General features: G+C 59.6%; 6 protein-coding genes. 2 read left to right on the forward strand and 4 right to left on the reverse strand.

Annotation, left to right across the window (positions count from 1 at the left end; genetic code table 11):
- From rsxC to ACCC84_RS04205, 4 genes are all read right to left on the reverse strand, one after another.
- Window positions 1-1,882: electron transport complex subunit RsxC (rsxC, locus tag ACCC84_RS04190; RefSeq protein ID WP_371901574.1), on the reverse strand; the 1,882-nt coding region annotated here is incomplete at its 3' end.
- Window positions 1,875-2,450 (reverse strand): electron transport complex subunit RsxB, encoded by a 576-nt coding sequence (gene rsxB / locus ACCC84_RS04195; protein ID WP_004963363.1) that lies wholly within the window; start codon window positions 2,448-2,450, stop codon window positions 1,875-1,877. The genes rsxC and rsxB, both read right to left, overlap by 8 nt.
- The gene (gene rsxA / locus ACCC84_RS04200; RefSeq protein ID WP_004963360.1) at window positions 2,450-3,031 is read right to left on the reverse strand and encodes an electron transport complex subunit RsxA; all 582 of its coding nucleotides are present in this window, start codon (window positions 3,029-3,031) and stop codon (window positions 2,450-2,452) included. The genes rsxB and rsxA overlap by 1 nt, the downstream gene beginning before the upstream one ends.
- Before the next feature lie 148 nt (window positions 3,032-3,179).
- Entirely contained in the window at window positions 3,180-3,617 is a 438-nt protein-coding gene (locus ACCC84_RS04205) for a DUF2569 domain-containing protein (RefSeq protein WP_004963358.1), read from the reverse strand.
- A gap of 342 nt (window positions 3,618-3,959) precedes the next feature.
- On the opposite strand from ACCC84_RS04205, the gene ACCC84_RS04210 reads away from it, so the two are divergent.
- Both ACCC84_RS04210 and ACCC84_RS04215 read left to right on the forward strand, forming a co-directional pair.
- Window positions 3,960-5,681 carry a ShlB/FhaC/HecB family hemolysin secretion/activation protein gene (locus ACCC84_RS04210; protein ID WP_273868041.1) on the forward strand — a complete coding sequence of 574 codons (1,722 nt, stop codon included), beginning with the start codon at window positions 3,960-3,962 and terminating at the stop codon, window positions 5,679-5,681.
- An 81-nt stretch (window positions 5,682-5,762) separates the two neighbouring features.
- On the forward strand, window positions 5,763-16,826 hold the full coding sequence (locus ACCC84_RS04215; protein WP_371901575.1) for a hemagglutinin repeat-containing protein: 11,064 nt from the start codon (window positions 5,763-5,765) through the stop codon (window positions 16,824-16,826).
- Window positions 16,827-16,905 lie beyond the last annotated feature (79 nt).

Here is a 16,905-nt window from a genome sequence, read left to right on the forward strand (position 1 = left end):
CTTCAGCCGGGGTTGCCTGTTGTGGCTGCTGCGCGGCCTTTTTGGCTTTGACGCGGGCGATGGCGGCGGCCACGGCGGCCTTGCGCGGATCGTCTTCTTGCGGCGCGGCAGCCTCGGCTGCAGCCGGGGTTGCCTGTTGTGGCTGCTGCGCGGCCTTTTTGGCTTTGGCGCGGGCGATGGCGGCGGCCACGGCGGCCTTGCGCGGATCCTCTTGCTGCGGTGCAGCAGCCTCGGTTACAGCCGGCGCGGCGGCATCGGTCTGCTGCTGTGCCTTGCGTTCCCGCGCCAGCGCTTTGCGCGCTTCACGGGCGGCAATCACCGCGCTATTGTCCGGTTCCTGCCCGCCTGGCGCGCTGCCTTCGGCGGCGGTGCTGTTGCTGCGAACACGCGTCAGCGCAGCCTGTACGGCACTCTGATCGTCATCGGTCAGTTTCACCGCCGCTTTCTTGTGACGCTGTTCACGCGCCAGTTTCTCGCGTTCCATCCGCGCCAGTTTGGCTTCGTAACGCGCCTTGGCTTCGGCGGCGCGTGCCGCTTCCTGATCGATGGCCTTGATCTCGGCCTTTTCCTGCCGGTAATACTGCACCAGTGGAATATTGCTTGGGCACACGTAGGCGCAGGCGCCGCATTCAATACAGTCAAACAGGTTGTGATTGCGCGCTTTGTCGTGCTCTTGGCCGCGGCTGAACCAATAGAGCTGCTGTGGCAGCAAACCGGCCGGGCAGGCGTCCACGCACAGCCCGCAGCGGATGCAAGACTGTTCCGGCTCCTGTGGCGCCATTTCCTCCACCGTCGGTGCCAGCAGACAGTTGCTGATTTTGACAATCGGCACATTGAGCGCTGGCAGGGTGAAGCCCATCAGCGGCCCGCCCATCACCACCATCTGCTGCGGCTGCGGCTGGAAGCCGGCAAATGCCAACAGATGCTCGACCGGGGTGCCGATGCGCGCCCACAGATTACCGGGATGGCTCAGCGCGTCGCCGGTCAGCGTGACAACGCGTTCAATCAACGGTTCGCCATCAATAATGGCGCGCTTGATGGCAAAGGCGGTGCCGACGTTTTGCATCAACACGCCGATAGCAGAAGAGTGCTTACCGTGTGGTACCTCTTTGCCGGTGAGAATTTTGGTCAACTGCTTGGCGCCGCCGGACGGGTATTTGGTCGGGATCACCCGCAGCGCAATGTGTGGGTGTTCACGCAGCGCAAGTTCCAGCGCGGCGATGGCCTGCGGTTTGTTATCCTCAATGCCGATCAGCGTGGTTTTGGGCTGGAGCAGATGGCGCAGGATCTCGGTGCCCTGCAGTATCTGATCGGCATGCTCCTGCATCAGGCGATCGTCGGCGGTGATATAGGGCTCACATTCGGCGGCATTGAGGATCAGTGTCTCCACGCCATGCGCGCCGCCCTGCAGTTTACTGGCGGTGGGAAAACCGGCGCCGCCCAGCCCGGCAATGCCGGCCTGATGGATACGCGCAACGATCTCGGATGCAGGCGCCTGGCGATAGTCGACCAACGGCGTGCGTTCGCACCAGCGATCGTCACCGTCAGGGCGAATCATCACGCACAGTTCCGCCAGTCCGGACGGGTGAGCGGTGATATGTGGCTTGATGGCGATGACCGTGCCGGAGGTTGGTGCATGCACCGGCAGCGTTCGCCCACGGCCGACGGTCAGCGGCTGGCCTTTCAGCACCGCATCGCCGACCTGCACGATCAGCTCGCCTTCCGGCCCCAGATGCTGTTGCAGCGGAATGATGAAAATATCAGGCAGCGGTGCCGTACGCAGCGGTACGCCGCTGGATTGCTCTTTCATTTCAGGTGGATGGATCCCGCCGTCGAAATCCCAAATCCGATCTTTTTTGAAGGCGGCGAACAGATTAAACATGTTGCTCCACGTGAATGACTTGCACAGGGATGGTGTTCATATCCCACTTCCAATTGGCGGTAGTGGTGGCGACCGGTTTCATTTCAATACAGTCTGTCGGGCAGGGCGCAACGCACAGGTCGCAACCGGTGCACAGATCGGTAATTACCGTATGCATGGCGCGGGTAGCGCCAACGATGGCATCCACCGGGCAAGCCTGGATGCACTTGGTGCAGCCGATGCAGTTGGCTTCGTCGATAAATGCCACTTTGCGCGTCGGTTGTGCCACTTCTTCGCCGCCATCCAGCGGCTGTGGCTCGACGTTGAGCAGCTCCGCCAGCTTCAGCATCACCTGCTCGCCGCCCGGCGCGCATTTGTTGATCATTTCGCCATTGGCCACCGCTTCGGCATACGGCCGGCAGCCGGGATAGCCACATTGACCGCACTGGCTCTGCGGCAGGATTTCGTCCACCTGTTCGGCGACCGGATCTTCTTCTACCTCAAAGCGGCGCGCGGCGAAACCGAGCACCAGACCAAACAGCAACCCAAGGGCGCTCAGTGCCGCAACGGCAATCCACAACGCACTCATTAGAATTTCACCAGCCCGGTAAAGCCCATAAAGGCCAACGACATCAGTCCGGCGGTGATCAGGGCGATAGACGAGCCACGGAACGGCGCCGGAACGTCAGCCACCGCCAGACGTTCGCGGATGGCGGCAAACAGCACCATCACCAGCGAGAAGCCCGCTGCGGCGCTAAAGCCGTATACCGCAGACTGCAGGAAGTTATAGCCAAGATTGATATTCAGCAACGCCACGCCAAGCACCGCGCAGTTGGTGGTGATCAGCGGCAGGAAGATGCCGAGCAGCCGGTACAGCGCCGGACTGGTCTTGCGCACCACCATTTCGGTGAACTGCACCACCACGGCGATGACCAGAATAAAGGACAGCGTGCGCAGGTACACCAGATCCAGCGGCACCAGAATAAATGTATTGATGACCCAGGAGCTGATCGACGCCATCGTCATGACGAAGGTGGTCGCCATGCCCATGCCAATGGCGCTCTCCAGTTTCTTGGAAACGCCCATAAACGGACACAGGCCGAGAAACTTCACCAGGACAAAGTTGTTCACCAGTACGGTGCCGACAAAAAGGAGCAGGTATTCGGTCATTGCAACGCCTAAAAAAAGAAAAGCCGCTTATTATCGGGAATCAGCGGTATAACGACAACATATGAATCGCAGGGATAATACCCTTTTTGCTACGAATTGGTCAAAATTTGCACGCCTTGGCGTGCAAATCGTGCCTTCGCCCGCGCGTTTATTGGGTAAAGGTCCCCTTGACCCGTTGCGAGCGCTTGATATAGGGCACCAATAGCGCCGCCATCAACAGTGGCCAGCCGAGGCTGCGTACCGCCAGTTCGTCGGGGATTGGCGAAAAGGCGAACGCCTTGATCGCCAGCAGCACGGTAATCAACAGCCACAGCAGGAACAGTTTCGGGAAGCGGCGCGAACGGTGGCAGAACAGCCACAGCAGCCACAGGGTAAACGCCCACATGGCAAGGGTGGTGATCACCGAAAAGTACCATTGCAGGCTGAAGGCCTGGGCATTGGTCATCAGATATTCGCGGGACTCCGGGGCGACGATCGCCATGCCGTACAGCAATAGCATCAGGCTGGCGCTCAGCAGGGTAACGATCAGATAGGCCATCGGGGCCAGCAGCCAACCGCCGATGCGATTGTATTCAATAGAGGACATAACGGCTTCCTGGAAACGGTCAAGGCAACAAGCGGCATAGAGTAGCGGGTAATTATCGCCTCGTCATCCCCATGCGTGCTGTCGGCGAGGATGTGCGCAGCGTGGCATTTTTACAATTTTTGTCATCAGTATAATCTCAGTAAAACCCAGCATCTCATACTGCCATTGGCTATGGAGATAATACATGGCGGAGGTATGTATTATTTTTTAAAAATTTAATGTCAATATTTAAGAATGTTCTCATTTCTTATTGTTTTTATTGTTTATTTTTTCATGTGTCTTTGGCTTGTGAATTGGCGATAGCACTTTTAAGATGCCGAAAAAATAGCCAGGACTCTCTGAATGGACTCAGTAACTCATCGGCTTGCAGCGCTACTGCTGGGCCTACTTGCTACACCCGGCGTTGCGGTTGCCATCTCCTCGGGGAACGAGGTGCCGCCGCTTGCCGCACCCGCACAGGCCGCGCTTATTGATGCTCGGCAGCAAAGCCGGCAACAGGATCGGGAGCGTGCCCTACAGCAACAGAATACGCCCGATAGCGATGTCCGGCTGACACCGCCTGGCGCCGTCCTGCCTGATTACCCGACTCACGAACGTCCCTGCTTTCCTGTCGACAGGTTGCAACTCGACGGTGACGCGGCCAGCGATTTCCAGTGGGCGCTGGATGCGGTTGATGACGCCAGGGGGCGCTGTCTGGGTGGCCAGGGAATACTGCTGGTGATTAATAAGGTCCAAAACGCCATTCTGGCCAAAGGCTACGTCACCACCCGGGTTATGGCCGAAGAGCAGAACCTGACCGATGGGATCCTCCGGTTACGTCTCCAGCCCGGGCGCATTGGCGACATTCGCTTTGGCGCACCGGTCTCCTGGCGAGGGCGATTATGGAATGCGTTCCCGACGGGCACGGGTAAGATCCTCAACCTGCGCGATATCGAGCAGGGGCTGGAGAATTTCAGGCGGGTGCCGAGCGCCGCTGCCGACATCAAGATTGAGCCTGGTCGGCAGGAGTCGACCAGCGATTTGGTCGTCAGTTGGCAAGAAGGGCGGCCGGTGCGTCTTGGTCTGGGGCTGGACGACAGTGGTTCCAAAAGTACCGGTCGTTACCTGGCCTCGGCGACCCTGGCGCTTGACGCCCCATTTGCCCAGAACGATCTGTTCTACGCCAATATTGGCAAAGACGTGCTGCAGCATGGCCCTTTCGGCAATCGCTCCCATACGCTGAACTACTTTTTCCCGTTGGGATACTGGGGCTTGGCTGCCAATTACAACGACTACACCTATCACCAGAATATCGCCAACGCCAATGAGGTACTGACCTACAGCGGCAACAGCGACAATATTCAATTGAGCGTCTCGCGGCTGCTGTACCGCGATCGGTCGCACAAGATCACGCTCAATCTGCGTGGTTACCGCAAGCACTCCAGCAATGCCGTCGATGGTATCGACATCGTATCGCAAAAACGTCGCACCGCCGGTTGGGAACTGGGGCTGAACCAGCGTAGCTACCTTGCTAGCACCACGCTGGATGCCAATATCAACTGGCGTCGTGGGACTGGCGCGTTCAATGCCCTGCCGGCACCGGAAGAATCCTATCATGGCGGCAGTGCGCGCCGCGGGATTGCCATGGGCGATATCAGCCTGAACCAGCCCTTTGCGCTGGGCACGCAACCCTGGCGCTATTACACCAGCCTGCGTGCTCAATGGAGCCAGCACGCCTTGACGCCACAGGACCGTCTGGCGATTGCCGGGCGTTATACGGTACGCGGGTTTGACGGTGAACAGATGCTCTCCGGCGAGAAGGGGCTGCAATGGCGCAACGAACTGGCCTGGAACCTGTTGGCACGAGGCCACGAACTGTACGCCGCGCTGGATTACGGGCGGGTAGATGGCCCAGGGACCCGCTATCTGGTCGGGCACCAACTGGCGGGAAGCGCCATAGGGCTGCGCGGCACCTTATGGGGGCGCTTCAGTTACGACCTGTTTGCCGGGGTGCCGGTCTATAAACCGGACCATTTCGTTACCTCGAGCGTGACCAGCGGCTTTAGTCTTAATCTGGAAATCTGACGCGTCGGGCTGTGATAGCGAGCGCAATTACGAATATGGCTGCCGATCTAAACGGACTGATTTTTCTCACGGATGTGACCTATGAACAAACATTGCTATTGCCTGATCTTTAGCCGCACAGATGGAGCTTTGCGGGTGGTTTCCGAACTGGCGCGTCGTTGCAGCACTGACTCCGGGCAACGTCGCAGCGCCGCTACCAGCACGGGGCACCGTTGGTGGGTGACGGTGCGGCGGGTGGTGTGGTTGCTGGGGTTGGCCTTGTTTGCCGGACCGGTGATGGCCGACGGCATTGTGGCGGATGCCGCCGCCACACCTGGCCTGCGGCCAGAGGTTATCGCCACCCACAATGGGTTGCCGCAGGTCAACATCACCGCCCCCAATCAGGCTGGGGTTTCGCATAACCAATATCAGCAGTTTGACGTCGATCGCAAGGGCGCCATCCTCAACAACTCGGCGATCATGACTCAGAGCCAACTGGCCGGGATGATCCAGGGCAATCCCCATCTTGATCCCAACGCCGCAGCGGCGCGGGTGATCCTCAATGAGGTTAACAGTAACAACCCCAGTCAACTACGTGGTTTTCTGGAGGTGGCTGGCGGCAAGGCGCAGGTGATTGTCGCCAACCCGGCCGGGATTATCTGCAACGGCTGCGGCACCATCAACGCCGGGCGCATGACGCTGACTACCGGCCGCCCGCAGATCAACGCCGACGGCAGTCTGGCGGGGTATCAGATTGAACGCGGAGTGGTACGGATTGACGGTGGCGGGTTGAACGGCGACGCCCGGCATGACACCGAATACGTCGACATTCTGGCGCGCGCGGTGGCGGTCAACGCCGGCGTCTGGGCCAAACAGGGGCTGACGGTGGTGGCCGGTCGCAACCGCGTGAGCGCGGATGTCAAAACCGTTACCCCGTTGGCGCAGGACGGCAGTGCCAAACCCGAACTGGCGATAGACATGAGTCAGATGGGCGGTATGTACAGCGGTAGCATCCGCATGATCGGCACCGAAGCCGGCGTCGGTGTGCGTAACCGCAACGGACAGGTGCAGGCGAGCCAAACGTTGACCGTGAGCAGCGATGGCAGGCTCAGTTGGCAGTCTGATGCAAGTGACGCCGTCACGCAAGCCGGCAGCGACATCCAGTTTGCAGCCAAAGACGCCATCGACTTCCACGGCAAACTGCACGGCGGCGGGCAGTTGACGCTACAGAGTCGCGACGGCACGCTCACGCAGTCCGGTACCCTGGCAGCAGCCGGGGACGTACGCCTGAACGCGGCGCGCGGCATCCAGAGCAGTGGACACCTGCTGGCGGGCAGCGATGTCAACAGCCAGATTGTGCGTGACGCCGGCCTGCAACTGGTCAGTCAGGGCGACATTCGCGCCAGCGGCAGTTTATTGAGTAACAAGGCGCTGAACGCGACCGGCCATCGGGTGGATATCAGCGGTGCGCAGGTCGCAGCCGGCCGTACCACGTTGACCGCGCTGAAGGGCGGCGTGGCGTTACGTCAATCGTCGGTTGACAGTGGGGAACTGGTGGTGAGCACCAGTGGTGATGTCAACGCGCAGCAGTCGAAGATCAAGGTCGGGCGCTGGCAACTGGCAGCCGTCAATCTGTTTAACCAACGGGCTAGCTGGTCCCAGACCGGCGACGGTGAGAGTCGCTTCACGCTGTCTGCGGGGGTGGATAACGCTGACGGCGCCATTGAGGCTCAGCGTCTGGCATTGACGGCCGGGGCGCTTGCCAATCAGCACGGTCGGCTGGTGTCGCTCAACGACGCAGCGCAGCACTGGCAGGTCACTGGCCTGCTTGACAACGCCGGTGGCATATTGGGCAGCAACGGTGACCTGCGCCTTGAGGCGGCTGGTGTTGACAACCAGGGCGGTACGATAAAAACACAGCGGCAACTGATGATTGATAGCGGCAGCGCCATCAATAACCTCTCGGGCAACCTGCTGGCCGGCCAGACTCTGACGCTCGACGCGGTTGGCAGTCTGAACAATCAGCTCGGCACCCTGAGCGGCGGTGAGATGCGGCTGGCGGTGCAGCAACTGGATAATTCGCAGGGGCAGATTATTGGTCTGGGCAACCTTGACCTGACGGCCAGTCGACTGGACAACCTGCACGGCCTGATTGCGGCAGGGAAAGGGCTGAATCTGCATACCGGCGACTGGGACAACCGTGGCGGCACCGCACAGGGCGAAACGTCGCTCACGGCAACGGCCGGCAGCGTCAACAATGATCAGGGCAAACTGCTGTCCGGTCAGCGATTAAGCCTGAATACCACGGGTAACGTCACCAACGGTGCCGGCGAAATCAGCGGCACGGTGCTGGCGCTACAGGTCGCCCAGCTCGACAATACGCAGGGCAAGATGATTGGCCTGCAACGGCTTGAGCTACGTGCGGATGAGGGCGTGAACAATACGCAGGGGCAGCTGGGCGCCGGTGAAATGCTCAGCGTGCACACCGACGGCGAGCTGAATAACCGGCGAGGTTCCCTCACCGGGAATGGGCAAACCCGCGTGACGGCGCGAGAGCTGCACAACGATGACGGCACGATATTGGCCGAAACCCAGTTGGCGTTAACCATCGCTGCCGGGCTGACTAACCGTAAGGGCGAAATCGGCGGCGAATCGCTCACCCTGACGGCACAGCAGGTAGACAACACCCAGGGCAAGATGGTGGCTCGCCAGAGCCTGGCGCTGACGGCGCAACGGGGGCTGATCAACGCTGGCGGCTGGCTTGATGCCGGAAATACACTTGGCGTACATAGCGACGGCGACTGGGATAACCGTAATGGCAGCGTACAAGGTGGTGCTCAGGTGGTCGCCGCTGTGCGCTCCCTTGATAATGCCAATGGCCGATTGCAGTCAGGTGGCGACCTGACGCTGGCGGGCACGGGGGATATTGTTAACCGGGCCGGCAGGTTGAGCGCGCAACGGACTCTCGCCATTACTGGCGACTCGACCAGCCTGTTTGATAACGACGGCGGCTCGTTGCAAAGCGGCGGCGCGTTAACCTTGCAAAGTGGGCAGTTGACCAATCGACGCTCGGGGCTGGTGCTGGGCCAGCAGGCGCTGACCCTGAATCTGACCGGTGGATGGGACAATCAGGGCGGTAATCTGACCGCTAACGGCAGCACGTGGGTGCGAGCGGCAAATCTGTTGAATGCTCAGGGTGCCATCAACGCGCTGGACCGCCTGGAAATGCAGTTCAGCGGGAAACTGGATAACGGCAACGGGCGGATTTTTAGCCACCTGTCCCAGACGCTTACGGCACAGGAAATAATCAACGCGCAGGGCTGGATGGGCAGTCAGGGGAGCTGGCATGCCGTCAGCGGTGGGTTTGACAACGCACAAGGCAGCGTACAGAGCCAGCAGGACGGCCTGTTGACGGCTCACTGGCTGGGCAACGCGAAAGGCATCTTGCAGTCGGCCGCCGACCTGGTATTGCGCGTCGCGCAGGATATCGACAACCAGGATGGCAAGGTGTCGGCGCAGGGGCAAATGACGGTGCAGGGCGCAGACGAAGCGACGCTTGCGGGCAAGATAAACAACGCCGGCGGCCAGTGGCTGGCCGGTGGGGCGCTGCATATTGCCGCCCTCAGTCTGGATAATACCCAGGGCGGCCAGTTGTACGCACAAAAACAGCTGCGTCTAAACCTGAACCACGGACTGGATAACCGCGGTGGTAAACTGCAAGGCGGTGAGGCGCTCACTCTTGAGGCTCGGTGGTTGCGGAATACCAGCGGTACCATAGATGGCCAGCAGCAACTGGCGCTACGCATTCTCGACATACTGGATAATAGCGACGGCGTGGTGCGCAGCAACGGCGAGCAGCAGCTCATGGCAGCCAGTATCGCTAACTCGCGAGGGGTGTTCAGCAGCCGGGACGGCATCCGTCTGACGACGGAGCAACTGGATAACGCCGGCGGCACGCTGGTCAGTCAGGGGGCAGGCGCCTACCGAATCGATCGTCTCAACAACCCGCAGGGCAAGCTGCACAGCGGCGCGACACTGACGCTTGACGGTGTGCAAGTGAATAACCAGGGTGGGCAACTGGTGTCAACGCAGGGACTGACGCTCAAGAGCGGCGAACTCGATAACAGTGAACAAGGTATGCTCAGCAGTCAGGCGGCGCTGGCTGTGCGGGCCGAACGTCTGAACAACCGCGATGGCGGCCAGATATTGGGCACTACCCACACCGACATCAGCGCCCGTGACATCGATAATACCGCCGGTCTATTGCAAAGCGCAGATCGCCTCACTCTCAGTCACCTCTCGCAGTTGGATAATCGCCACGGGCGTATTTTGGCTAACGGCAATCTCGAGATTAACGCCGACCGGCCAGCGGGCGATTCGCTGCTCGCTCTGCTTAATCAGAGCGGGCGACTGGAGAGTGCCGCTACCCTGAAACTGCATGCGCGCACTGTGGATAATCAGAATGGCACCCTGTTGGGGTTGCAGGCGCTGACGCTGTTCGCGCAGCAGGATTACGCACGCCAAGCCGGCGAAACGATCAGCAGTAACGGTACGCTGTCGTTCTCCCTGAGCGGTGCTTTTACCAATCTGGTGGACTGGCTGCTGCCGGGCAACCTGGTGCTCAATGCGGCCAGCATCACCAACCCGGCGAGCCTGGTGGGCAAGACGTTGCAACTGACCACCGGTGCGTTGCAAAACAGCGGGCGTATTGAAGCGGACGCGATGACGCTCAACGTTGATAGCCTGGACAACGCGGCGGCGTTGATGGGAGATGATATTGCCGTACGCGGGCGTACCATCGACAACCACGGACAACCGGCGGTGATGGCGGCGAGCCAAAGCCTGACGCTGCAGACCGGCGAGCGTTTGACCAACCGGGACGGTGCTCTGCTCTATAGCGCAGACCGCCTGCAGCTGCACAGTGATGATCTGATTGAAAACCGGGCCAGCGTTATCGAAGCGGACGGCGACGTTATGATCGAAGCCCGGCGGCTGGACAATCTGCGGCAAGGTCTGGTGATTGAGCGCGCGGTGGATAAACGCGATTACAAATGGCACCGCTACAACTATTACTGGCGCTCCTACGGCTCACAGGTCAACCCCGATAAAATCACCATGGCGCCGATCACCCAACGGCTAACCTTCCAGGATGACACGGCGGCGCAAACCAACCGCTTCGGCACCCTGCTGACCATCGACGCTGTCGGCAAGCGTGCGCAGGTGCTGGTCAAGGACAGCAGCGGCCAACTGATTGACCTGTGGGTCAACTATCTGGCGCTTAAACCTGACGCCGATGGCAGCTATGCCATGACGTTTTACGAAACGCGTGGGGGAAATCAGCTGGCGGCCATCCCGACCCCTTATCAAAACGGCTTCCATTGGGAGCATGACTGGACGCAGGTGATGACCTGGGATCCCGGGATGCATGTCGATATCGACAGCGCACCGTTTGTCACCGATTACAACAACTTCCGCGAGCGTAGCGAGAGCGGTACGCTGACGCGCGATAAACTGGTCTCTGAAGGCATCGGGGCGCGTATGCTGGCGGGAGGCAACCTGGTGCTACGCATCACCGGTCAGTTGTTCAATGACGCCAGCATCATTACGGCTAATGGCAACCTGACACAGGATGGCGGTGGCAGCGTGGACAACCGGGGTTATTCGGTTAACGAACGGCGTCAGGCGTTTATTGTCGACCACTACGACAAGGATACGCATCACTGGTATCCGACGTTTAACCGCGACGAGACCACGGCGCTGGCAACCCTTGACGGGGTTATCACCGGTAACGGCTCGGTCACCATCAGCGGGGCCAGCATCACCAACATCACGGTCAATCAGGCGCAAACCAGCCGGCTCGAGGCGGCATTAAACGCCGTGGACGCCGAACGCGCCGAACTCGATCGCAATCCACTGGCCTTCACGGTGGAGGGCGCAGCCCGACCTGATGGCGATACCCAGCTTACGCCAGCCGAACAGCCCACGTCGCCCGCGGCGGTGACGCCATCGCCGCTGGGGCGTCCGTTGCTACCGGCGGAACTGGCGCTGACTCAGCTGCAGCACCTGGATAATGTGGCCACCTTTATCCCCAATAACGGTCTGTTCAGCCAGCATACGGCGGTCGGTAGCCCGTTTCTGGTGGTGACCGACGAACGCTTTACCCGCCGCGATAAGTTCATCAGCAGTGACTATATGCTCAAACGCCTGGGCTATGACCCGGCGCAGGCCCATAAACGCCTGGGGGACGGTTTTTACGAACAGCGTCTGGTGCGTGAGCAGGTACTGAAGCTCACCGGCAAACCGTCCGTCAAAGGATGGGATGCAATGACGCAATACCAGCAGTTGATGAATAACGGCACGAAAGTGGCGCAAGATTTCCAACTGGTGCCGGGGATCGCGCTGACGCCGGCGCAGATCGCGGCATTGCAACAGGATATCGTCTGGCTGGTCAGTGAAACGGTCGCGAGCCAAAACGGCCCGCAGACGGTGTGGGTGCCGAAGGTGTATCTGGCACAGACCACGCTGCGCCTGAGCGGCGATGGTGCGCTGATTGGCGGTGGTAATCTGCAACTCTCGGCCAACAGCATCACCAATGCCGCAAACCTGTTGGCCGACCAGGCCCTTTTGGTCGACGCCGGGCAGTGGTGGCACCAGGGCGGTGTTATCAAGGCCGACAGCATTGATGTGCAGGCCGACAGCCTGACCGTGAGTACCAATTTACAGGATGCGTTACGCCAGGCGACGATCAGCGCCGGCGACATTCGACTGCGCGGTGCGGATATCCGGCTTTCTGGGGCGAAGCTCGATGCTACGGACACACTCAGCCTCAGTGCCCGCAACGACCTGACCATTAGCGCTGCGAAGAGCAGCCATACTGCCGATCTTGACGTCATCTCTGGCTCTATGGGTAATCGTACCCGTGGCGGCACCGAACAGGCCGGTTCACGCATGGCGCAGGTCAGCGGCCAATGGCAGCAGGCGTTGGGCAGTGAGCTTAACGCCGGTGGCAACCTCAGCCTGTCGGCCGGGCGGGACGTGGCGCTCTCCGGCAGTCAGGTCGGGGCTGCCGGCAGCACCCGTGTGCAGGCCGGGAATGATATCAACATTCAGGCCGAAACCACCATCAACACCACGCAACTGGGCGCCAGCAGCCGCACGTCGTCGGTCAACAACCACCGTCAGGAAGAGCGCCTGACGCTCAGCAGCCTGAGCGGTGACCGGGGGATTACCCTGGTGGCGGGCAACCAACTGCTGGCAGAAGGTGCCCAAGTTGTTAGCCAAGAGGGGCGCATTGGCGTCAGTGCGCAGGACGTGACCATCAAGGACGCGCGCATCCGCACGCAAGATCAGGACAGCGAAAACAAGCGTCGTGGCAAGACCAAAAGCCACCGCGAAGAGCAAACCGAACGTGCAATCAGTATCGGCAGCACCTTCAGTGGCCAGCAGGGAGTGACCATCATCGGTCGTGAAGGGGACCTGACCGTGACTGGCAGTGCGCTGCACAGTGGCCAGGGCGGGATTGCCTTGCAGGCGAAACGGGATGTGATCCTCGATCACACCACCGACAGTGAGCATCGCGTCTCCAGAGAGGAGAGTCGCGGGCGGAAAACCAAAGGTCAGTACGCCGAAGAGACCCTGCGTGAAAACGTGCTGGGCAGCACGCTCAGCGGGCGCGACAGTGTTACGGTAGTGGCGCAGCAAGGGAGCATCACCGCTACGGCAAGCGCCCTGCACAGTGACCAGGGCGTTATTGCCTTACAGGCGAAACGGGATGTGAATCTCAATACCGCCACCGAACGCGAGTCGTACTACAGCGAAGCATATTCGGAGAAAAAAGGCTTCCTGAAAAAAAGAAGCAGCCTTAGCGTGGCGCGTGATGCGACCACGCGAGAGAAAGGCACGCTGCTGAGTGGCGACGGCGTCAGCGTTACCGCCGGCAATGACCTGACGGTCAGCGGATCGGCCATTGCCGCCGACCGGGATGTAAACCTGCAGGCCGGCCATAACGTCGATATTGGCGCGGCCACCGAGAGCGACACGCATTACCGACTGGACGAGAAGAAAAAAAGCGGGCTGCTGGGCAGCGGTGGCATCGGTTTCACGCTAGGCAAGCGGTCGAGCAAACATGAAATCGACGAGAAAGGCACCACCCAGAGCCAAAGCGTCAGCACCGTTGGCAGCAACCAGGGCAACGTCACCCTGTCGGCGAGCAACCAACTGCACGTTGGCGGTGCCGATCTGGTGGCGGGCAAGAGCCTGACCCTGAGTGGCGACAGCGTGCGCATTGACCCCGGCTTTGATGCACGCACGCGTAAAGAAACCTTCGAACAGAAGCAGAGCGGGCTGACGCTGGCGCTGTCGGGTACCGCAGGCAGCGCACTCAACACCGCGGTCAGTTCGGCACAGCAGGCCAGAAAAGAAGGTGACGGGCGGCTTGGTGCGTTGCAAAACACCAAGGCGGCGCTGTCCGGGCTGCAGGCCGTACAGGCCGGGCAACTGGATAGCGCGAAAGGCAACGATGCGGCGAACACTAATACGGTGGGCATCAGCGTTTCCTACGGCAGCCAGGCGTCGAAGAGTGAAACCCGTAGCGATAGCCGCCAATCGCAGGGCAGCACGCTCAACGCCGGGCAAAACCTGTCGATAACGGCGACCGGTAAAAACCACGCGGACGGAAGTGGGGATATCACGATTGGCGGTAGCCAACTCAAAGCGGGCAAGGACCTGTCGCTCGACGCGGCGCGTGATCTCAGCCTGCATTCAGCGCAAAACAGCGAAAGCACCGTCGGCAAGAACAGCAGTCAGGGCGGCAACATCGGCGTGGGGATTGGTGTCGGTTCAGGCGGCTGGGGTATCAGCGTGTCGGCGGGGATCAATGCCGGCAAGGGGCATGAGCGGGGCAACGGCCTGACGCATAGCGAAACCACGCTGGATGCAGGCAGCACCCTCAGCCTGAGCAGCGGCCGCGACACCCGGCTACAGGGCGCGCAGGCGAGCGGAGACAAAGTCGCCGTAGAGGCTGGGCGTGACCTGACGCTGCAAAGCGAGCAGGACAGCGACCGCTACGATGCCAGACAGCAGAACATCAGCGCCGGCGGCAGTTTCACCTTCGGTTCAATGACCGGCTCGGCGTATATGAGCGTCAGTCGGGATAAGCTCAACAGTAACTTCGATTCGGTGAAGGAGCAAAGCGGGCTGTTTGCGGGCCGAGGTGGCTATGACGTCAAGGTGGGTGAGCATACGCAGTTAAACGGTGCGGTGATAGCAAGCAGCTCAGCGCAAGACAGGAATCGCCTTGAGACGGGCACGCTGGGCTGGAGTGATATTCACAACCAGGCGGATTATAAAGCGACGCACAGCGGCGGTTCGTTTAGTAGCGGCGGTCCGGTGGGTAAGGATCTGCTGACCCATATGGCTGGCGGCATGCTGTCGGTGGCCAACAACAGCGGGCATGCCGACGGGACGACCAAGGCCGGGGTCAGCGAGGGGACGCTGATAGTCCGGGATAGCGTCAGGCAACGGCAGGATATCACCACGCTGAACCGGGATACCGAGCACGCCAACGACGGCAGCATCAGCCCGATCTTCAACAAGGAAAAGGAGCAGAACCGGCTTAAGCAGGTTCAACTGATCGGGGAGATTGGCAGTCAGGTGATGGATATCGTACGCACGGAAGGTGCAATAGCAGCGACCAAAGCCGCTAACGAAAAGATGAAGTCTGCGAGCCCGGAAGACCAGTCGAAAGCGGAGGCACAGTGGCGCAAAGCCAATCCGGGCAAGGAGCCGAAGGCCGAGGATATCAGCAAGCAGGTTTACCAGAACTTCTACAATCAGGCGTTTAACGACTCGGGGTTCGGCACAGGTGGCAAGGTTCAGCAAGGAATGCAGGCCGCCACCGCTGCGATACAGGGCTTGGCCGGTGGAAATATGGCCGCCGCCATAGCCGGAGGCGCAGCGCCCTACATCGCGAACGTGATTGCGCAAAGCACCAATGATCCGGCAGCACGAGCACTGGCTCATGCGGCAGTAAACGCAGCCATTGCAGCAGCGCAGGGAAATAATGCGTTGGCCGGCGCTGCTGGCGCCACTGCGGGTGAAATCGCAGCGGGCATCATCAAAGACCAGTTGTACGGTAAAGACACCAAAATCAGCGACCTGAGCGAAGAGCAGAAACAAACCATCAGTGCACTGGCGACCTTGGCCGGTGGTTTGGCAGGTGGGTTGACCGGCGATAGATCGGCAGATGCGCTGGCAGGTGGTCAGGCGGCGAAGACGACGGTTGATAATAACTATCTGAGCAGCACAGAAGGCAGACAGCTCGATAAAGAGCTATCCGACTGTAAATCCTCCGGTGGTGACTGCCAGTCCGTTGTTGAGAAATATATCGAAATCAGCAACAAGAACAGCAAAGAGCTGGTTGACGCCTGTACTGGTGGTGGTGTGGCTTGTGTGACGTGGGAAGAGCTTATTCAAGGTGCAACCAATGTTGCCAATGATGCGCATCCGTCACAAATCCGGTTGGATGAAAAACTGAAAGATCCGGATGCCGCTGCGTTGGTTAATTACCTTAACGGTACGGATCTTAAGTTCCTTCAAGACAACATTACCACCGGAGATCGCTTCATAGCAGTTGTGAGTGATCCGACTTCGTGGCCGGTAGCCATAATGGGCGGGAAAAATATTATTACCAATGCGGTAACGAAAGGGAAAGAGCAATTAATCGCGGTGGGGGTATCAAGCGCAGCCAATGCTGCAATCCAATACGGTACAACGGGTGAAGTTAAACTCTCAGACGTGATTGGTTCAGGTGTGATCGGTGCAATCACTGCGGGTAAGGGCTATAACCCGACAGTGACTTGGAATGCTGCCGGGGGGTATTACCAAGCCGAGATGAAAGGTGATGATCCGTTTATGGGGGCATTGCTGAGCAAGGCAGGTGCATCGGCTGGTTATGCAACTGGTAATATCATTAAAATCCCAATGGATAAGGCATTGAATCCAATATCAAAACAGTATGAGTGGGTGCCTACGGGAGTTTGGACAATAACCAAGCCAGTACAGCAAAACCCATTACCTGTGATAGTGGGTAATGCAGGAGACTCCGCTGCTTCGGGATTATTTACCGAGGGGGTTAATGAAGCCTTGAAAAGCAAAAAGGAAAAATAATGGTCAATAGTAAATATAGATCTTTTATTATTTTACTTTATCTATGCTTGAGCCTTTTTATTGCGTTGTTCATTATAGC

The organism is Serratia odorifera (assembly GCF_041448735.1).
Classification (GTDB): Bacteria; Pseudomonadota; Gammaproteobacteria; order Enterobacterales; family Enterobacteriaceae; genus Serratia_F; species Serratia_F odorifera.